Genomic DNA, 20812 nt, shown 5'->3' with positions numbered 1-20812 from the left:
TGTCATAGGTTTTAATAGCCTATGCATTGATGTACATCAAGAAATTATATTAGCCGTTTTTTTGGGAAAGTTGATGCCTAACACGACTTAAAGCTTCAGGTGTAATACCTAAGTATGAGGCAATCATTTTTAAAGGAACTCTTTGTGTAACATTTGGATAGGTTGTAATAAAATGCTCATATCTTTCTTTTGCATTGGAACTCATTAACATGATAATTCTATTTTGCATTACCCTTAATCGTTTAGCCAAAGCTTTTAAATCGGGACTTGATTTTAGCAACTCTTCTTTGGTGGTTATGTTGATTATTGAGTTTTCAATGGCATCTATAAATAGTTGGCAAGGTTCATTTAGTTGACAATTGTCCGCTACTATCCAATTCTCTGGTCCAAACATGTAAATATGCTCTTTTCCTTTACCATCAATAGTGTAGCTGCGTAGTAAACCGCTCTCAACTAGATATACTTTAGAGCTTAAATCCCCTTTACGCTGTAGAACTGTTCCTTTTTTTACGTGTACTTTCTTCAATTCTTAAAGTTTATTCAAAGAGGATATGTAAAACCACGAGTACTGAAGTAATTAAATTTCTTTGCGCTAAAAATTAAATGCTACAACTGAAATCTAATCTAAACTATTATTCTTTTATTTCTGTATATCCTGGTAATCCGTGTAGGCATTTTATAATTTGATTTCCACCTGGTTCACCTGCATGATAATGATATCCTCTAATATCATCAAAATGTCCGCCGCATTCATCCAAATCGTTGGGCTTATTTCCTTTTTCATCCTCTAGCGCATAAATACCGAAACCGTCAATTGCATAACCCAACAGGGGTGCGTGAATATCTGTTTGTTCAACTTCCTTAGTTGATCCCGTGACGGCATGATAGTGGTAACCGCCATGCGGATTTACATGCCCGCCATGATCATCTAAAGGTGCAATGGTATGTGCTGCCAATATAGCGTGAGTAGGTGCAGGTGGATCATAGTTTACGCCGTTAAAAGCTATTCCTATTCCTCCTCGACCAAAATTCTGAACCGATTTTAAATAAGTTGGTGTTACGGGTATAACAAAAGTTGTCACTTGGTCTTTAAAGTACTCCGGTAAGCACTCCACACAATAGTTGTGGTAATCTTCATCTACTTCTGGTTTGGCGGCGGCTAAGCAAGCTTCTTCAGTTTCAGTAACTTTTATGGTGCCGTCTTCTCTGTAAAGCAACCATTTGTCATCACTATAAAATTCGTCTAGATTGGCAATAAAGTGTCCTGATACATCGTAAACTTTATCATCTTTGAACCAAATTCCAGCTTTCTCCATTCCATCGCTTATATGCCTTGGGCACCAAGGACCCATTTGATGCTCCGTTGCCTGAGAGTGGGTTTTAATGATATAGCATAAGGTTTCAATACCATTAAGTTCTACTGTTTTCTCTTGAATTTCGCCAATAATATTTTCGGTTATAAAATAATTTGTGTTAACAGGTACTACCTTTGCGGAAGTTTCAATTTCATTTGATAAATCAGCAATGCTTTCTTCTTGCCTAGGAGGTCTGTTCTCTCGGGTTTTTTCTGCTTTGTCAAGTTCTTCAAGCGAGATGAAATTATCGTTATCACTGTCTATGTTTTCAAAGTCATTGGCAATTGGTCCTTTAACTTCATCCATAGATAATTTTCCATCTTTATCGGCATCCATTTCTGAAATTAACTGAGAAGAAGTTGGTCTTTCGCCATCCGGTTGCTGTCGTTCTTTATTTTCTTGATTTGTTTTGCAAGAAAATATGAGAGTAAGGGCGAACATTGTAAGTACTATTTTCTTCATCTATTTGCTTAATTTAATGTATGTATTTAGAGGTCACAATACGTATTACCTAGTAGGAAGATAAGGTTTTTTAATGTGCTACAATATGGGTGAGGTGTTTTAAAGAAAATAGCTATGCTAACAAGTATGATGTTTAGATAAAAATCTTCTAAATGCTACCTATATAATATTTACAGGGATTTTAAAAGTCCGCCATCTATAGGGATATTGGTACCGGTAATATATGCCGCCTCATTAGATGCTAAAAATGCTACCAGATAACCATATTCTTCTGGTTCTCCAATTCGTTTTACGGCTACCCTTGATTCCATTTCTTTAAGAACTTCAATTTGATCAATACCAAGTTGCTCCGCTTTTTTAGCGTTTAACTGTGCAATCCGTTTGGTATTGAAGTATCCTGTTAATACACTATTTACCGTAATATGATGTTTGCCAACATCTGTAGCCAAGGTTTTTGCCCAAGTGACAACCGCTGCTCTTATGGAGTTGGACAATGCCAGGTATGCCAAAGGTTCCTTTACAGAAACTGAAGCCACATTGATAACCCGCCCCCAATTATTGCTCCTCATTGATTTCAAAGCCAATTCCGTTGTATAAACGACGGTTTTGAACAATAGGTCAAAGGCATTTTGGTAATCGTCAATGTTTTTTTCGGTAGCACTTCCGGAGGCAGGTCCTTGGGTATTGTTTACCAATATATCAACCGTATTGTTCTCAAAATATGTACCGATTACTTTCTTGTAATCTTTAAAATTATTGAAGTCTACCGCAAGATATTGGTGCTGTTGTCCTTGGTCTGCAGGTAGTTGTGTAACTATGTGGTGTAATTTTTCTTCGCTGTGAGACATTAAGGTAACACTCGCGCCGCTAGCTGCCAATTGTTGTGCAATAGCTTTGCCTATACCAGCACTGCTACCACCAACTAAAGCTTTTTTATGTTTTAAGGATATGTTCATTGGAATTCAAAAATGAGTGGATTATCAACGATATTCTTCTCTTGTGGGGCAAAAAATATCCATTAATTTACAGTCTGTCAATGCCTTGCCACTGTGGAGTTTATTTGGGGGTATTATTACGATATCGCCTGGTTGGCAGACTTTTGTATCTCCCTCTAATGTAAACTGAAATTCACCTTCCATAACATGCATAATTTGCTCGTTCATATGAGAATGACTGGTTACTTCGGCTCCTTTTTTAACCTCCCAAAATGCCATGCTTATTTGGTCTGTATGAATTAATTTACCATGAAATCCTGGCATTATTTCTACAGGTTTGATATCTGCAAGGTTTAGATTCATAATTTAAGTTTTAGCACTTAAAGATACATGAATCAATTTCAATTGTAAATGTTGGAATTGAAAAATTGGATCAGATTTTAATTATGACTATTGGGTATAGTCCCATCCTATAACCACAAATTCGCATCTTCGGTTCCATTCATGATCTTCTTCTGAGCACGCGCTTTCAGTGGCGCAAACCACAATGGGTTTTGATTCGCCGTAACCTTTAGATACTATCCTGGCAGATGCAATACCATTTTTAACTAAATAATCCCTTGCAGAATCTGCGCGTTTTTGAGATAGGTCTTTATTGTATATGCTATTTCCCCTAATATCTGTATGCGTGCCAATTTCAATTATAATGCCTGGGTTTTCTTTCATTACTTCAATCACCGTCTGTAAGCGTTCTCGAGATTCTCTTCTTAAATACCAAAGACTATAATCAAAATGAATTTCTTCTGTTTTTATAATTGTTCGGTCGGTTTCTTTGACCAAAGCTTCTTCGGTCTTTATGGCATCTTCAATTTTCTTCACCAAGGCTTTTTCTGTTTTTGCTTTTTCAATGATTCTCTCTTGCTCCAAGCGTTCAGCTTTTTCCTTGGCTTGTTTTTCTGCCATTAATTGGGCTTTTTTCTCATCTTCTAATTTTTTGATTGCCAATTGTTCCGCACGTAATTTTTCAGCTTCTTGTTTCTTTTGCAGAGCCAAAGCGGCTGCCTTTTGCTTTTCATGAACGGAGTAAAGATCCATTGATGCATCATGTTCGGCATTTCTTTTCTTTGAACTACCAATATTTTTTGAATTACCTTCATATTCAGCTTTTGAAGCTTTTACGGTATACATAGCCTCACAGTCAATATTGAATTTGAACGCACCGTCCTCTGCTGTAATGCGGGATTCAATGATCTGATTTTCGCTATCCAATAAATCAACGGTAACATCTATTAAAGGCTGTAGGGTAGTGCGGTCGGTTATAATGCCCGTAATAAATTGCTGGCAGTCCTCTATCTTTAATTCTTTGGTTTCTTTAAAACTATAGATGTCATCGCTTCCTTTACCTGTAGGTCTATTGCTCGCAAAATAGCCAGAATTGCCATCACCATTTAGAATATATGCAAAATCATCATAACCACTATTTACGGGTAAGCCTAAGTTGTCAGGTTTTTGAAAAATACCCTTTTCGTTTATAGATATAAATACATCTAAAAGCCCAAAACCCGGGTGCCCGTTAGATGAAAAGTAGAGGGTGCCATCACTGGCAATAAAGGGAAACTGTTCTTTCTTATCCGTATTAATAATACTGCCTAAATTAACTGGTGTGCTAAATGAATTATCATCCTGCAGATTCACAACGTAAATATCAAAAGAACCATAACCGCCAGGTCTGTCCGAAGAGAAAAATAACTTGGAACCTTCTTTATTAATAGCAGGGTGTTCATTTGAAAAGTCATCACTGTTAAAAGGTAATTCAGTAATATTTTTCCATTCCCCGTCCAATAATTGAGCACTGTAAATCTTTAAATTTGAAACCTTTTCATCATTTGTCTTTCGTTTTCCATTCTTATAATTGTTGCGGGTAAAGTACATGGTTTTTCCATCAGGATTGACAGTAAAAGATCCTTCATGTAATTTGGTATTTATCGTATTGGATAAACTTATACTAATGCTATCCCCTAAATGTTCCTTGTCAATGGCATGGGTGTAGATATCCAAATAATTTTGATTATTCCACCTATAGGTTTTTTGATTGTTTTTTTTCTGTGTTGCGGTATACCAAATAGCATTGCCAATTTGCATTGCCCCAAATTCTGATGTCGTAGTATTTAAATTACTGTTTTCAATGGTAAAGCGATCACCAATGGCACTTACATTTTCTAGATATGCAATATCTTGTTTTAACTTCTCTAGATGTTCTAGCTTGCTTTCCTTGGTGTAAAAATCGGTCAGAACATTATTTGCTTCTTCATATTCGCCAATAGCTTTTAATGACTGGCTTAGCTTAAAATAATACTGCTCGTTAACCTTTTCACCATAATTTGAAATTAAGTAACGGTACCAACGTGCAGCAGCCTTAAGGTCAAAGGTATGGTAGTAGCTATCTGCCAAATTTTTAATAACCTCACTATTTTTATTATTGGGCAGGGCAGCTTCGTACAAGGAAATGGCATCTGCGTAGTGGGCTTTGGTAAACAGATCATTGGCACGTTTTAAGTCTTGTTGAGACCAAGCTGTTTGAAAAATGCCGATACAAATGATGAAGTATAATTGTATTTTTTTCATATTAGTAGAATCTAGGAGATTTATCATAGCCCTTTTTAAGTCCCCAAAGGTCTAAGTTGAACAATACAAATATTTCATGTGAGCCATTATTGAATGCCCCTAAATTTGATAAGGTATAGTCATAAGCATAACCTATACGTAGTGAGGGTATTATGGAAATATTGAACATGACACTTACTGAGTCATCTGTTCTATAAGAAATTCCTCCTTCTAAACGGTGATTGAACAGCGCGTTGAACGAAAAATCTGCTGTTACAGGTGCGCCGGATACCATTTTTGTTAAAATAGATGGTTTAAATTTTAAATTGGAATTTGCGTCAAACACATAACCGGCCATTCCAAAAAGATGAATCGCTTCTGCGCCCAAACGTGTAATACCATCTTTATTTTCAATATGTTTAGATGTTAGTAAATTGGGTATGGACAGACCGGCATAAAACTTGTCACGATTATAAAAAGCTCCAATGCCAATATTAGGGTAGGTATTATTAAGGTTTTCATTGAATGCTGGATCATCTTGTACTTCTGGTAACCTAAAACCATTGAAATTGGTTTCAAATGTGGTAATACCTCCTTTTAATCCTAAGCTTAAATTGCTCTTTTCATCGAGTTTCAAAATGTAGGCAAAATCTACATAGATATTGTTTTCCTTTAAAGATCCGTCTCCTATATCATCTGATATTATAGAGGTGCCCATTTCAATTTTTTTAGATAGCGGTGCATGGGCAAAGAAGGTTAGGGTTTTTGGTGCGCCTACCGCATTTTCCCATTGGGTCCTGTATAACGTACCAAAATTCAGCATTCCTGGTTCATTGGTGGTATATGCAGGGTTTACCACGTTCATGTTGTACATGTATTGGGTATATTGCGGATCTTGTTGACCTTGCAGTTTTATTAAAAACAGAAGCATAACTATGCAGATGCCCCAAGTTGTGTTTGTAATTTTTTTGTGCATGGGTTATCTGTTTAAGTATAGACGCCCTTGAATAGGTGCGGCATTACCTTTGTTATAGTTAATAATGTAGAAATATACCCCGTTAGGTGCTGTTGACGATCTGTTGCTACCATCCCAGGCAGGATTGGAAATATCACCTTTAAATAATGTGGAGCCGTACCTGTTCAATATTTCTAATGTGAAATTGGGGAATATGGTTTCTATATTAGGAATAAAGAAAGTATCGTTTTTGCCATCGGCATTCGGTGAGAATCCGTCCGGGATGAAAAAATCATAATTTTCGGGGTCACAATCACTGAAATCTATGGTAACTGGAACCCTTGTTGCAGCAGAGCATCCGGTAAGTGGATCATAATTTTCTGCGTAGTACGTGGTATTTTCTAGTAACGAGTCGTCATCTTGTAGTGGCGAACCGCCGTTTTCGGTAATAAACCAACGTACTTCATAGTCGGCTTCATTTTCTAATGATCTTAAGTCTGTTACGGTCGGATTATCCAGTCCACAGACCTGTAACATATCTGAAGTTAAAGATGTTGGGGTAACAGTAATCACTGTAGGGATTATTTCTAAACGATCGGAACTGTTACAACCGTTACTGTTAGTGGCTGCAAAGTAAGATTGATTGTCAACCAAAATAGTTGATGTTGCTAATTCACTTCCACCGGTAGCGGCATCAAACCAAGCAATAGAACTACCTGCGGTAATATCAATAGATATGTTGGAAAGGGTCGCATTCGTTTCCGCACAAAATAGCGGATTAACCGTACTTGCCGTTGGGGCATCGGGATTACTAAAGCTTACCGTAATTTGAACCCGATCGGTACCTTCGCAATTGGTGAGTGGATCACTATTGGTCACATAATAATCTTCACCATCTACCAGTGCCGTGGAAATGGGCAGAATGTTATTGTCCGTTTCGGTATCATAGAACAATACATCTCCATCTGCTGTAACCTCAATATCTATTAATGTGGCTCCATCAGGATATTCGCTAGTACAGAATATCTGGTTGGCAATGGCTTGTGGGGCATCTGGAACACCTCCGCGGGAAAAATTTTCGGTCTCTTCGAACTCAAAGTCCAATCGGCAAGGGGTGGTATCGTTTTGAATACTGCGTACACTTGCGGTATAATTACCGGTAGGTAAGGCATCAACGTCTATTTGATAGGCGGCAGTACCACCTGTAAAGTTGATCGTATTCGTGGTTAGTACGGTGTTGGAACCTAATTCGGTAACATCATAGGTTATCGTATATGTGCCATTGGGTAGCGTTGGTGCATCTACCAAAACATCTATTTGTGTTGCATCACAACTGTTATCTACAATGAGGTCCAGTTGAATGGCGTTGGGTAAAGGGGTAACTGTAAAAGTATCTACCAATGGGCAACTTGTTGCGTAAATGCCTGAAATAGTAGGTCTAATAGTGTATTCCCCGTCCAAAGTGAAATTACTCTCAGGCACTATAAATGAGGCATTACCATTGGTGAATTCAAGCTCAAATGTTGGAGAACTTGTGGTACTTCCATCAGGAGTTGTCAATGCGTACGTCGTAGAGAAGTTGCCAGTTGCAAAATTGCCGTCTGCATCAAGAATTTCAATAATTTGAATGGTATTTTCTGTCTGTATGCATATATTTTCAGCAGTAATATCTGAACTTGTTACTAAAAAAGTGGTAGGTGGTACTATAACTCTTGGGCAAACATCTCGGGGAGGCGTTACACTTCTTATACCAATAACTTCTAAGGAAACCTCTTCATTTAGAGGCACCAAACCTTGGTCAATTACAAAACTTCCATTGCCGTCAATCAAAGTTGTTGGCGATTCACCTACGTCATTGTTAACGAGATACTGTAGTATAAAATCGCCATTGTGTAAAAGCGTATTGTCATAAGCTAGTTCAACAACATAGCTTTCCCCTACACAGATATCATCGGCAGCAATTGTGCCATCTAATATTGGTAATATTCTTATGCTTACTTCAGACACTCTTTTTTCACAAACCGGATGGCTGGGGAAAACGGTGTAATTGAAGGTAAAATCTCCATATCCAAAATTGTTATATATTTCTTCAATATTAATGATAGTATCATTAAGGTCACTTAATTGGTTGGTTCCATTTTCTGTCCAGGTGCCGTTAGGGTCTTCGCCTATTAAATGTTCGCTAAGATCAAATGCGGTGTAAGCCGATAGATCATCTCCTGCACAAAAGGTTAGAACGGGAGCCGTACCTGCATTTGGTGGTGGATGCACCTCTAATATTACTGTTGAGGTTCTTCCTGAACAACCATTTACATCAGGTACCGTATACGTAAAATTGTATATTCCGGGTCCTGCTTCTCTTGCATTGAATAAATTTTCATTTAATTGACCGGTAAAAGTTGCAGGGTCTTCTTCCCACAAGCCATTAAAATCTTGTACTTTACCGTCTACATTACTGCCTAGAAAACCATGTAAGTTTACACTACTGTCATCACCACACGCATTAGCGCTACCATCTATATTATCTTCGCCGGGGTATCCTCCAAGAACAATGGTTAGCGTTGCACTTTGGTTACAATCCGCATTGGTGTAAACAAAAGAATGGGTGCCATAATTATTAATTCGCCAAAGGTCTACGATACCCGTATTTTGGTTTAGGGCATAAAAATTTTCGGGGTTGTTGGTTGCCCATGTACCACCAGAAGTAGGTGTGCCACCTAATCTAGAAAATAAATCAAAATTACGATTAGCAACGTCAGCGTCTTTCTCACAAACTTCAACAGTTGCATTTTCACCGGCGCATTGAGCTTGAACTTGGCTTAGAATGCCGGTCAAGAAAAACAGAAATGTTAAGAGCTTGAATTTTAGGTTATTCATTCACAGGGGGTTGGTTGCTGAATATGTTTTTGATAACTGCTAAGGTATTTTTGTTCATATATGTAGGAAATTATTTGTTGTAAAACACTTAAAATGTAAGGTGAATACTACTAAAATTGTTAGAAAGTGTTAAAATTATGTGTATTTCATCGATATGCAATCACACTTTTCACATGTAACCGTTGACCTTAGCTTGTAGGTATTCCATAGATTTAATTGGACAATACGTATCTTTGCCACCTAAAATTTTGGAATGCGAATACATTTTATTGCGATAGGAGGAAGTGCCATGCATAACTTAGCGTTGGCCTTGGAACATAAAGGATACATTATTACAGGAAGTGATGATGTCATTTTTGAACCTTCTAAATCTAGATTGGATGCCAAGGGATTATTACCTGATGAATTTGGTTGGTTTCCTGAAAAAATCAAAACGGATCTAGATGCAATTGTACTTGGTATGCATGCAAAAGCAGATAATCCTGAATTGTTGAAAGCCCAAGATTTAGGAATTACCATTTATTCTTATCCTGAATTTTTATATGAACAATCTAAAAATAAAACTAGGGTAGTAATTGGTGGTAGTCATGGTAAAACCACTATTACCTCAATGATCTTGCATGTACTTAATTTTCATGATATTGATGTGGATTATATGGTAGGTGCACAATTAGATGGTTTTGATCGCATGGTGCATTTAACAGAGGATAATGATTTTATCGTTTTAGAAGGCGATGAATACCTGTCATCTCCAATAGATAGGCGACCTAAATTTCATCTGTATCAACCTAATATTGCTTTACTAAGTGGAATTGCCTGGGATCATATTAATGTATTTCCAACTTTTGAAAATTATGTAGAGCAGTTTAAAATATTTGTAGATAGTATTGTAAACGGTGGTTCTATTACTTATAATGTTGAAGATGATACTGTAACAGATGTAGTAGAGTCCTCTGAAAATGCCATTAGAAAATTACCATATTCCACACCAGAATATACTGTAGAAGACGGAGAAACCCTTTTAGAAACTAATGAGGGACCAATGCCAATTGAGGTTTTTGGTAAACATAATTTAAGCAACTTAGCGGGGGCAAAATGGATTTGCCAGAATATGGGAGTAGATGAGGAAGATTTTTATGAGGCCATAGCTACTTTTAAAGGCGCATCTAAAAGATTGGAGAAAATTGCAGAAGGAGCAACCAGTATAGCGTATAAAGATTTTGCACATTCACCAAGTAAAGTTGCGGCAACTACCAGAGCAGTTAAAGAACAATACCCAAATAGAAAACTGACAGCTTGTTTGGAATTACATACTTACAGCAGTTTTAATCCAGAATTTTTAAAGGAATATAAGGGCGCCTTAGATGCTGCAGATGAAGCGGTCATTTTCTTCTTGCCAGAATCTGTGGCCATAAAGAAATTAGAGGCGGTGACCGCTGATCAAATATCAGAAGCATTTCAACGCAACGATTTAAAAATCTTTACGGACGCCAAATCATTTCATGATTATTTAGAAACACAATCTTACAAGGATAATACGCTGTTATTAATGAGTTCAGGTAATTATGGCGGATTCGATTTAAACAAATTGCACGGGTTGTTGAGTTAAGGTGGAAGTACAAAGTTGGAATAGAGTAAAGGGTAAAGGGTAAAGAGAACAAAGTATGAAGTCTTTTTGAACTTGATTTTGTTTCTATTCAACAACCAAGTTATACTCCAAACTGCTTTAAATGATGGTCAAGGTGTTTGTATTGAACTTGACCCCACTGTTCTTTTGTAAAAGTACCAAAAGCTGGGTGTGGGTGCCATTCTTCTCTGTCTCTTACGGCATAAAAATCGCTCACTAATTTTTTTAATAGTTTATGCTCCGTTTCAAAGTCTTTATCTTCCTTAGCTTTTAATTGTGGAGCTGTAGGCATATTTTTTCTCCACGGTTTGTCATTGTACAATGATTTTTTGAAGAAAGTCTTTATGAACCAATTTCCTTTTGAATTGTTAGGTTTGTTTTTTATAGCCAGTTGCAGTGGGTATTGACAGTGCCAACACATTTGACCAACGCTCATTTTACCCCATCCTTTTTCTGAGTTTTGGGTTAGAAGATCAATTCTTTGATTAATTTCTTCGTAAGCTTCTTTTGTTAATAAGGATTTCATGATTTTAATTTGATGTATAAATTTAGCATAAAATAATTTGTTCTGTATCTTTAGCCAATGCAGGATAAATCCGTTTCGTTCTCCATAAAAAATTGGTCAGATGATGATAAGCCAAGAGAAAAGCTGGTCAACAAAGGCCGTGCTGTTTTGTCCGATGCAGAATTGATCGCTATTTTGATAGGTTCGGGTAGTAGATCAGAAAGCGCAGTTGAGCTTTCAAAACGTATTTTGGCATCGGTGGATAACAATTTAAATGAATTGGGTAGATTGTCCATAAAGCAGTTAATGGCTTTCAAAGGTATTGGCGAAGCCAAAGCAGTAAGCATTGCGGCAGCTTTAGAGGTAGGTAGAAGAAGAAGGGGTGAAGATGCTCCTAAAATTGAGAAAATAGGTAGTAGTAAAGACGCTTACCATATTTTACATCCCATGTTGGGAGAATTGGAACATGAAGAATTCTGGATTCTTTTTCTCAACAATTCCAATAAAGTGTTACATAAGGCTCAATTGAGTAAAGGTGGTATAACAGGTACCCTAGTAGATGTGAGAATTGTAATGAAACAGGCGTTAGAGTTAGGTGCGGTTGCTATAATATTAGCGCATAACCACCCATCGGGCACTTTGAGACCTAGCGCAGCAGATAAACAGATTACCCAAAAGATTAAAACGGCCAGTGAAACTTTAGATATTAAAGTGTTGGACCATTTGATCATTACCCAAAAAAGTTACTATAGCTTTGCAGATGAAAATATGCTATAAATGTTATTGATCTACACACATAAAATAACACCGCGCCTTACCTATGTTATGAGGCATATCTTTGTGGGTATTTTGGGTATTGAGATTGATTTCACCACCAAAGTCGAAGATTTTATTAAACATACGGGGGCAAAAATCACGTATACAAAACAGCCCTTACAGAATGAATTTTTTGTTCGTAGTAATGAACTGTTGTTTGAGCAAGGCATTAACGATGTTCAATTGAACATTGGTGATTGGGAAGGTACACCTTGCTTTTTTCAGACGGGTGATAAAAGTACTTTACCTTTCGATATTTTTGCTGCCAGTTTTTTTATGCTTTCTAGGTATGAAGAGTATTTGCCACACGTAAAGGATATTCATGGCAGATTTTCTCCAAAAGATAGTGTAGCCTACCAGAATGGTTTTCTTTTAAAACCAGTTGTTGATATTTGGGCTTATAAATTATTAGAAGCACTAAAGGAACGTTTTGAAGATTTGGAATTTAAACACAAATCTTATGACTTTATATCCGTTATAGATGTAGCTACATCGCATTGTTATGCAAACCGGGGCGTTGTACGTGGTTTGGTGGGTATGTTGATGGATTTGGGGACGTTGAAATTTAAACGTGTTTACGAGCGTATTGCGGTAGGATTGAACAGACAAAAAGATCCTTATGACAATTATGCAGAGCTCATAGATTTACATAAAAGATATAAGGTAAAATGTAATTTCTTTTTTCAATTTGCAGATTATTCCAAGTACGATAAAAATGTTTCTACCAATAGTATGAAATTTAAGTCGCTTATAAAGTATGTGGCAGATTATGTGCCCGTTTCCATGGCGGCGAGTTATAGTTCATTTTCGGATTTAGAGCTGTTGAAGAAAGAAAAGGCAAATTTGGAAGAGGTCATAAATAGACCAGTTAACAATTCTAAAATGAGATATAATAGGGTAGATGTGCCACAAACCTATCGTAATTTAATTGCAGCCGAGTTTACAAATGATTATACCATGGGATATACCTTTGAACTTGGGTTTAGGGCCGGAACGTGCACGGCATTTCAGTTTTACGATATACCATTAGAGGTAAAGCAGCCAATAAAAATACATCCGTTTGCTATACATGATATTTCATTATCAAAAATTAAAAAGGACAACGATATTTTAAGTCAGGTAAAAGCTTTGACTAATGAGGTACGTAAAGTAAATGGTACGCTTATAACAATGTTCTCTAATGAGGTCTTAGGCAATAAAGAAGATAGGGATTGGATGTCTTTATATGCCGAAATAATCAAACAACAATATGTTCCACAATAAGGTTACCAATGTTTTCTTTGATCTAGATCATACCCTTTGGGATTTTGACAAGAACTCTGCAAATACATTTCAGAAAATTTTTAACGAGCAAAATATCGATATAGAACTGCATGATTTTTTAGCAGTTTATGTACCTGCTAATCTCAAGTTTTGGAGACTTTTCCGTGAAGAGAAGATAACCAAAGCAGAATTACGCTACCAAAGATTAAAATCTGTTTTCGATGAATTGGATTACCCGGCTTCTGATGAGGTCATTCATTTATTATCCGAAGAATACATTAATCACCTGTCTTCATTTAATGCTTTGTTTCCTAATACTATTGAGGTATTGAACTATTTACGACCTAAGTATAAGCTACATATCATTACCAATGGCTTTCAAGAGGTACAAGAAAGGAAACTAAGAAATTCTGGGATTTATGATTTTTTTGATCAAATTATAGATTCTGAGATGGCGGGAGTCAAAAAACCAAATCCTATCATTTTCAATTTAGCTTTAAAAAAGGCAGGTGCCACACCTGAATGTTCAATTATGATCGGAGATAGTCTAGAGGCGGATATCATGGGGGCAAAAACTTTAGGTTTTTATACCATTCATTTTAATGCGCATAAAGAAAAAAAGCATGATCTGTCACCTATTATTTATGATTTGGAAGAAATAAAATCGTTTTTATAGAGTTACTAATAGTACAGATTTCTGTCTTATTTTAAACTTCGTAGGGTCGATGAAAGGGTTACGCACTATTTATATGCTATTATTAGGTTTCCTGATATTAACCTCTTGTTCTGAAAATCAAGACTTTGATCAAATAGATGAGCTGGCCATTGTTCCTAGTTATGAAGCTAGTATTTTTTACGTTAAGGCTCAAGAGACTTTGATCAATAGAGTATCCGGACTCAATTTTTTTACCCAAGATTTTAATTTTGATGCATTTGAAGAACCTTTTTTTACTGAGAGGGTAATATCCGGTGTGTTAACCTATGAGCTGGAAAATACAACAAGTAAACCTATTGAAATAAGACTCGAATTTTTAGATGTAAATGAAAATGTTATAGATACCGAAGTGTTTAGTATGGATCCGGCACCAACTTCTGTTTTAAGCAGAGATGTGGCATACGGCCCAACAGGTAAAAGTTTGGATATCATTAGAACAACATCTAAAATAAGATTGACCGCTGTTAATTTAGGGGATAATAACAGTGAATCCGATATTCCGGACTCGGCAATAGAGCTTCGTTCTAGTGCACAATTTACATTAGAACTGCAATGAGATTCAACCATTGCCTTTTTGTTATTGCTATTTGTTTTGTAGTGGGTGTCAGAGCTCAAAATAAACAACTGCTCTATGATTTTAACGAAATACCTCAATCACTTTCCTTAAACCCTGGTGTTGAATCAGATTTTAAATGGTTTGCAGGTGTACCCTTGCTATCCGGTATTTCCGGTAATTTTGGGTCTAACGGTATTTCTGTTCATGACCTCTTTGCAGATGATGGTTTGGACATTAATGTAAAATTTAGGGAGCGTGCCTTAAATAGTCTTGGTCCAAGAGATGAGTTTAGCACAACAGTTCAATTAGAATATCTTACGGGCGGTTTTAGAGGTAGAAATCCTAATTACTTCTATTCTTTTGGAGGGTATTTGGAAATGGATAATATTACTTACTGGCCCCAAGACTACGCTTTTTTAGTTTTTGACGGCAATGCAGGGCAGCTAGGGAGACGTTATAATTTAGGAGACCTAAAAACCCGTGGGTCTTTGGTAAACGTTTTACATTTTGGGATAAACAAAAAGGTAGACCGTTATTTAACCATAGGTGCTAGGGGAAAAATTTATTCTGGTATTGTGGATTACAGTTCAACGCATAACAGTGGGTCCTTAAGAAACATAGAAGGTCAGAATAATATTATATCATCAACCTTAAATGCCGATCTGCTTTTACAGACCTCTGGTTTTCAAGATTTGGATAATGCAAGCGATGATGATTTACTTACCAATGAAATTATAAATAGGGCGCTTTTTGGTGGAGACTTAGGTGTAGGAATTGATGTTGGGTTTACTTACCATTTGAGTGAAAGAACTACGGTAACAGGCAGTTTGTTGGATTTAGGTTTTATATACCATTCTAGTGATCCTAAAAGTTACAGTTTAGAAGGAAATACCACTGTTGAAGGTATAGAGATAGATATTTTAGAAAATTTTGCCAGTCTGGATAGGGATTTTTGGCAAGATTTGGTAGATGAAGTTGAAGCTGCTGTGCCATTTGATACAAATACTAAAAACTATATCAATTTTAGACCAACAAAGCTATATGCTTCTATTAGAAATGATTTTGGAGAACCTGTTGGCAATAGTGGACTGCAGAATTGTGATTGTACGGCGGGATCTTCTGGTGGAGGAGAATTGAGAACAAAGTATAGAAATTCTTTTGGGGGACAATTCTATATGATCAATAGGCCAAGGGGACCACAAATGGCTTTAACTGGGTTTTATACACGTAGAATAGGTAATATTTTGGCATTTAAGGGTACTTATACTGTAGATAAATTTAGTTATACCAATTTAGGCTTAGGGATGAATCTACAGGCCGGACCCGTTAATTTTTACATAATGGCAGACAACTTATTATCTTATAATAATATAGCCGATAGTAACTATGCCTCTTTTCAGTTCGGTTTAAATATAATTTCATGGGGTAGTGGAAAATAGTACATCTTCTTAGCTCTATTTTATTTTTTTGGCATGCTTTTTTCATATATTACATTGAATTTAAATTTTATGTCGTTTTGAAAACAGTTATTACAATTCTTCTTACATTCATTGGGTATGCAACTTTTGCCCAAGCAAACTTGGACGATTACAAGTATATTATTGTTCCAAAAAAGTTTGATGCTTTCAAGAACATGAACGAGCATCAAACAAGTACATTGATAAAATATCTTTTTTCGGGTAAAGGCTTTACTACGGTATATGACGATCAATTACCGGAAGATTTAAAATTCAACAGATGTTTAGGTGTTATTGCTGATCTGCAAGATGACAGCACTATGTTTTCTACCAAAACGATCATCAATTTGATTGATTGTAATGATAACATTGTGTACAGTAGTATGCAGGGCATTAGTAAAGAAAAGCAATATAAAGTAGCCTACAATGAAGCTATTAGGGAATCTATGCGTTCATTTAATGGAATGAATTATTCATACAGTGGTAAAAATGAAAAGAATGAGGCTATTACGGTTAGTTATAAAAATGATGTTAAGAAGTTGGACCCATCTTCTGCCAAAAAGGTAATAGATGCAGAAAAAGAAATGGCAGATATGCCGGTTAAAAAAGAAGCTACCGTTGTTTCAGAAGAAACTGAGAAAACACAGTATTATAAAGATAGTACTCCCGTAGCATCTAATATTAAAAAGGCGGAAATGGATAAGCCGGCTCTTAACGGTTTAGAGGTTAATAAGTCTGCAATTAAAGATATTTGGTATGCACAAGCTACTGAAACCGGATATCAATTGGTAGATAGTTCGCCTAAAGTGAGAATGAATTTAATGAACAGTTCTACGGAAAATGTATTTATGGCAAAGACCGATTCTAAGAATGGTATGGTTTACCAAAAAGATGGTACTTGGGTTTTTGAATATTATGAAAACGATACTTTGGTTAAAGAAGAACTGAATATTAAGTTCTAAAAATCATACTTGTCTTTCCATCTGTTCTTTAGAAAATCGCTAAGGTTTTTTTCTCTCGCATTGTTACCAGGTTTGTAAAATGTAGTACCGGTAATTTCATCCGGTAAAAATTCTGCATTCACAAAGTTGTTCTGGTAATCATGGGCATATTTATATTCTTGACCATAACCAAGATCTTTCATTAGCTTTGTAGGTGCATTTCTTAAAGGTAGAGGAACAGATAGGTTACCTGTTTGCTTAACTGCCTGTTGAGCTTTGCCTATTGCCATATAACTGGCATTACTCTTTGCCGACGTAGCTAAATAGATAGCACATTGGCTAAGTATTATACGTGCTTCTGGATAACCTATAGTTGTAACCGCCTGAAAAGTGGTGTTCGCCATGACCAAAGCCGTAGGGTTTGCCAAACCAATATCCTCAGAGGCAGAGATGAGCATTCTACGCGCAATGAATTTAATATCTTCACCACCTTCTATCATACGAGCCAACCAATATACTGCTCCATTAGGGTCACTACCGCGTATAGATTTAATAAATGCAGAAACAATATCATAATGCTGCTCTCCTGTCTTATCGTATAATACGGTGTTTTTCTGAACCTTGGAAAGTACCAATTCATCAGTGATAACAACGGTGTCGCTTTCTTCAGAATTAACTACCAATTCAAAAACATTTAATAGTTTTCTGCCATCGCCTCCAGATATTCGCAATAAAGCTTCGGTTTCCTTAAGGTCTATTTTTTTAGACTTTAATATCGAATCCTTCTCCATTGCCCTTTTGATGAGGTTTTCCAAGTCGGTTTTTCCAAAGGCATTTAAAATATATACTTGGCAACGAGAGAGTAAAGCCGGTATTACTTCAAAACTAGGATTTTCGGTAGTGGCACCAATTAATGTGACCCAACCTTTTTCTACGGCCGCTAAAAGTGAATCCTGTTGAGACTTACTAAAACGGTGTATCTCATCAATAAACAAAATCGGATTTTTTGCAGTGAATAGACCACCGGCTTGTTTAGCTTTATCTATAACTTCGCGTATGTCCTTAACTCCGCTATTAATAGCACTAAGAACATAAAAAGGTCTTTTGCTTTCTTCCGCTATAATATTGGCCAAAGTTGTTTTTCCTGTGCCAGGAGGTCCCCATAAAATTAAAGAGGGAATAATACCCTTCTTAATTTGATGCGTAAGCGAGCCTTTCTCACCCACCAAATGGTGTTGACTAATATATTCGTCTAATGTTTTAGGGCGTACACGTTCAGCTAAAGGTTCGTTCATATTACAAAAATATGATAATCTTAAAAGAGATTATAAAGTTAATAGCCAATTGATCATTAAGTAAGTATTGAAATGACAATATGACCAATTAGTATAGATTGGTAGTATAATTGTAATTTATATAATAAAAAGTAGCTTATGTCAGAAATGGCACATTTTAAGTTTTCCAATAATGTTGTTGCCGTACCACTTTTGGCAATGATTATGATATGGGCGGTATACTGGGTAGAACTTTCCTTAGGTGTTAATTTTAATGAACTTGGGGTAATGCCAAGAACATTAACCGGTTTACGTGGCATAGTATTTAGTCCGTTCATTCACGGGTCTCTAGAACACTTGTACAACAATACTATACCCTTGGCAATATTGCTCTCGGCATTAATGTATTTTTATAGAAGTGTGGCTTGGAAAGTCATATTTTATGGAATTCTTTTATCTGGCTTTATGACCTGGGTCATAGGTAGAACATCTTATCATATTGGTGCAAGCGGACTAATTTATGTTATAGCCAGTTTTATATTCTTTAAAGGAATTTTTAGCTCATACTTTAGACTTGTAGCACTTTCTTTAATTGTAGTCTTTATTTATGGTAGTATGCTTTGGTATATATTCCCGGTTAAAGAAGGTATGTCATGGGAAGGGCATTTAGCCGGTTTTATAACCGGTTTGTTTTTAGCGAAAGTAGTTAAAGCACATATTCCTAAAACAACTAAGTTTGATTGGGAAAAAGATGATTACAATGAAGATGACGACCTTTTTTTACAACATTTTGATGAAAATGGAAATTTTAGGGAATTGCCAAAAGACGATGCTGAAGTCAATGAAGAAACATTGAAAATCAACTACATCTATAAAGATAACGGTGATAATAAAAGTAGTGAAGTATGAAAATTATAGACGCTGGCGAACAGCTTCATATAAAAATACTGCACATGCCACGGATACATTTAGTGATTCAATTTCCCCTAATAAGGGAAGTTTGGCTCTGTAATCTGAAGCTTTTAAAATTGATGGTGTAATACCACGGTCTTCCGCTCCCATTACTATGGCAATAGAATCTTTGAAGGGTACATCATATACGGAGTCATCTGTTTTTTCTGTAGCCGATACAACTTTTATTCCCGATGCTTGTAAATAAAACACAGCATCTTTTAAGTGGTCAACCTTTGCAATGGGAACTTTATAGGCAGCCCCGGCACTGGTCTTTATAGTATCTGCCGTAACAGGAGCAGCACCTTTCTTTTGAACGATAATACCATCAACACCGGTACATTCCGCTGTTCTAATAATAGCACCAAAATTGCGAACATCAGAAAGTTGGTCTAACAATAGAAATAGGGCAGGCCCTTCTTTTTCGCTTGCTTTTTCTACTAAATCTTCAAGGGTATGAAATGAAATAGGGGAGATATTGGCAACGGCACCTTGGTGATTGTTTTTGGTAAGTCTATTTAATTTTTCAACAGGTACGTATACCATATTGATTTCATTACGTCGCAATAAACCTTCCAATTCTTTCATAAGATCTCCTTTAAGACCTTTTTGTAGAAATACCTTATCTATTTCCTCATTGGAGTTAACGGCTTCTATGATGGCTCTTAAGCCATAAATTTGAGTGGTTTTTTGCATGGAGCAAAGGTAAATAAAAACCGCCCAACTATTGTTGGGCGGTCATTAATCTTAAGATTTAAATTTTAACTGTTTAAATAGTCAAAAACTTTTGCTAAATCTTGCTCGTTCTTAATATTTAGATTGTTCTCCTTTAAAAAGATTTTTAAATCTTCTCTTTTAGAGGCATCTATTAATTTTAAAAGCTTTTTATTTTTTTGAGGTATCTGATCAATTCTATTTACCCCATCTTTTTGAAAATAATATTCTGTAAATTTAGTAAACCTACTAGGAACTGCTGCTACAAATGAATTTTGTGCAGGTTGACCTTCGGTAAATTTAACAAGTGTTCTTTGGTACAAATCGTATGTATTTCCTTTTTGTAGCAAGGTTAAATAGCCATTTATAGTTTCATTTTTTTCAGTAACAAAAGTTTTGAAACTTAAAGGTTTTGCATTGATAAGTAAACTAACTTCCTTGTCCTTAACTAAGGCTTTGTACGGTTCGTCTTCAGAAGAGGTTTTTTTAATTTCTATTTCTTCGTTCAAAGCATTGTACCTGTAATAAATATTACCAACAACTTCGTCATTATATTTTAAGATGGTTGGGGCAAACGTATTGGATGTGTAGGGTGAGCCTTGAAATTTATCCAAGTCTATTTCTCTTCTTTTTTGGTAGGCTTCATTAACTGGCCCTAAGAAGTTGGCTATAGCAGCACCAGCGGCCGCATTTTGACTAGCTCCTCCCATATTTGTTGGTACTTGGCCAGAATATTGAGCTTGTAAAGTTGTACTAACTATTGCTGTAATAGCTAACATTAAAATTTTTCTCATGGTATGGTTGT

Annotated in this window: 19 protein-coding genes; 8 read left to right on the top strand and 11 right to left on the bottom strand. The window is 36.2% G+C overall.

Annotated features, from left to right (window positions below; all coding sequences use genetic code 11):
- Positions 1-49: 49 nt before the first annotated feature.
- From I600_RS07645 to I600_RS07615, 7 genes are all read right to left on the bottom strand, one after another.
- Entirely contained in the window at positions 50-526 is a 477-nt protein-coding gene (locus tag I600_RS07645; RefSeq protein ID WP_058103854.1) for a Crp/Fnr family transcriptional regulator, read from the bottom strand.
- Positions 527-632: 106 nt separating this feature from the next.
- Positions 633-1817, bottom strand: coding sequence for a YHYH protein (locus tag I600_RS07640; protein ID WP_058103853.1), 1185 nt, complete (start codon positions 1815-1817; stop codon positions 633-635).
- 170 nt (positions 1818-1987) lie between these two features.
- A complete protein-coding gene (locus tag I600_RS07635; RefSeq protein WP_058103852.1) occupies positions 1988-2773 on the bottom strand; it encodes an SDR family oxidoreductase in 786 nt (261 codons plus the stop codon).
- A gap of 24 nt (positions 2774-2797) precedes the next feature.
- Positions 2798-3115, bottom strand: coding sequence for a cupin domain-containing protein (locus tag I600_RS07630; RefSeq protein ID WP_058103851.1), 318 nt, complete (start codon positions 3113-3115; stop codon positions 2798-2800).
- An 87-nt stretch (positions 3116-3202) separates the two neighbouring features.
- Complete coding sequence (locus tag I600_RS07625) at positions 3203-5377, bottom strand: OmpA family protein (RefSeq protein ID WP_167342535.1); 2175 nt, start codon at positions 5375-5377, stop codon at positions 3203-3205.
- 1 nt (position 5378) lies between these two features.
- Positions 5379-6332 carry a PorP/SprF family type IX secretion system membrane protein gene (locus tag I600_RS07620; protein ID WP_082642910.1) on the bottom strand — a complete coding sequence of 318 codons (954 nt, stop codon included), beginning with the start codon at positions 6330-6332 and terminating at the stop codon, positions 5379-5381.
- 3 nt (positions 6333-6335) lie between these two features.
- On the bottom strand, positions 6336-9188 hold the full coding sequence (locus I600_RS07615; RefSeq protein WP_058103848.1) for a gliding motility-associated C-terminal domain-containing protein: 2853 nt from the start codon (positions 9186-9188) through the stop codon (positions 6336-6338).
- 253 nt (positions 9189-9441) lie between these two features.
- Between I600_RS07615 and I600_RS07610 the strand changes: the two genes are divergently transcribed.
- Entirely contained in the window at positions 9442-10797 is a 1356-nt protein-coding gene (locus I600_RS07610; RefSeq protein WP_058103847.1) for a UDP-N-acetylmuramate--L-alanine ligase, read from the top strand.
- A 100-nt stretch (positions 10798-10897) separates the two neighbouring features.
- Here the strand turns inward: I600_RS07610 and I600_RS07605 are convergent, their stop codons facing one another.
- Entirely contained in the window at positions 10898-11341 is a 444-nt protein-coding gene (locus I600_RS07605) for a DUF1569 domain-containing protein (RefSeq protein ID WP_058103846.1), read from the bottom strand.
- Between the two features lie 57 nt (positions 11342-11398).
- Between I600_RS07605 and radC the strand changes: the two genes are divergently transcribed.
- The 6 genes from radC to I600_RS07575 all read left to right on the top strand — a co-directional run bounded on the left by radC (position 11399) and on the right by I600_RS07575 (position 17089).
- Positions 11399-12097, top strand: coding sequence for a RadC family protein (gene radC, locus I600_RS07600; protein WP_058103845.1), 699 nt, complete (start codon positions 11399-11401; stop codon positions 12095-12097).
- The gene (locus tag I600_RS07595; protein WP_058103844.1) at positions 12098-13399 is read left to right on the top strand and encodes a polysaccharide deacetylase family protein; all 1302 of its coding nucleotides are present in this window, start codon (positions 12098-12100) and stop codon (positions 13397-13399) included. It begins immediately after the preceding gene.
- Positions 13386-14075, top strand: coding sequence for a YjjG family noncanonical pyrimidine nucleotidase (locus I600_RS07590; RefSeq protein WP_058103843.1), 690 nt, complete (start codon positions 13386-13388; stop codon positions 14073-14075). Before I600_RS07595 ends, I600_RS07590 begins: the two co-directional genes overlap by 14 nt.
- Before the next feature lie 49 nt (positions 14076-14124).
- The gene (locus I600_RS07585) at positions 14125-14670 is read left to right on the top strand and encodes a hypothetical protein (protein ID WP_058103842.1); all 546 of its coding nucleotides are present in this window, start codon (positions 14125-14127) and stop codon (positions 14668-14670) included.
- Entirely contained in the window at positions 14667-16109 is a 1443-nt protein-coding gene (locus I600_RS07580; protein WP_058103841.1) for a DUF5723 family protein, read from the top strand. Before I600_RS07585 ends, I600_RS07580 begins: the two co-directional genes overlap by 4 nt.
- A 77-nt stretch (positions 16110-16186) precedes the next feature.
- Positions 16187-17089: a hypothetical protein gene (locus tag I600_RS07575; RefSeq protein ID WP_058103840.1), complete on the top strand. Its 903-nt coding sequence runs from the start codon at positions 16187-16189 to the stop codon at positions 17087-17089.
- Here the strand turns inward: I600_RS07575 and I600_RS07570 are convergent.
- The gene (locus tag I600_RS07570) at positions 17086-18363 is read right to left on the bottom strand and encodes a replication-associated recombination protein A (protein WP_058103839.1); all 1278 of its coding nucleotides are present in this window, start codon (positions 18361-18363) and stop codon (positions 17086-17088) included. The genes I600_RS07575 and I600_RS07570 overlap by 4 nt on opposite strands.
- 138 nt (positions 18364-18501) lie before the next feature.
- Here I600_RS07570 and I600_RS07565 point away from each other — a divergent pair, with 138 nt between their 5' ends.
- The gene (locus I600_RS07565; RefSeq protein WP_058103838.1) at positions 18502-19251 is read left to right on the top strand and encodes a rhomboid family intramembrane serine protease; all 750 of its coding nucleotides are present in this window, start codon (positions 18502-18504) and stop codon (positions 19249-19251) included.
- A gap of 3 nt (positions 19252-19254) precedes the next feature.
- Here the strand turns inward: I600_RS07565 and rlmB are convergent, their stop codons facing one another.
- Both rlmB and I600_RS07555 read right to left on the bottom strand, forming a co-directional pair.
- The gene (gene rlmB, locus I600_RS07560) at positions 19255-19989 is read right to left on the bottom strand and encodes a 23S rRNA (guanosine(2251)-2'-O)-methyltransferase RlmB (protein WP_058103837.1); all 735 of its coding nucleotides are present in this window, start codon (positions 19987-19989) and stop codon (positions 19255-19257) included.
- A 65-nt stretch (positions 19990-20054) separates the two neighbouring features.
- Positions 20055-20801 (bottom strand): hypothetical protein, encoded by a 747-nt coding sequence (locus tag I600_RS07555; protein WP_058103836.1) that lies wholly within the window; start codon positions 20799-20801, stop codon positions 20055-20057.
- Positions 20802-20812: the final 11 nt, after the last annotated feature.

It is taken from the genome of Maribacter dokdonensis DSW-8 (genome assembly GCF_001447995.1).
In the GTDB taxonomy this organism is placed as follows: Bacteria; Bacteroidota; Bacteroidia; order Flavobacteriales; family Flavobacteriaceae; genus Maribacter; species Maribacter dokdonensis.
Note: the sequence above shows the minus strand (reverse complement) of the source record. Positions and strands in the feature narration are given on the sequence as shown.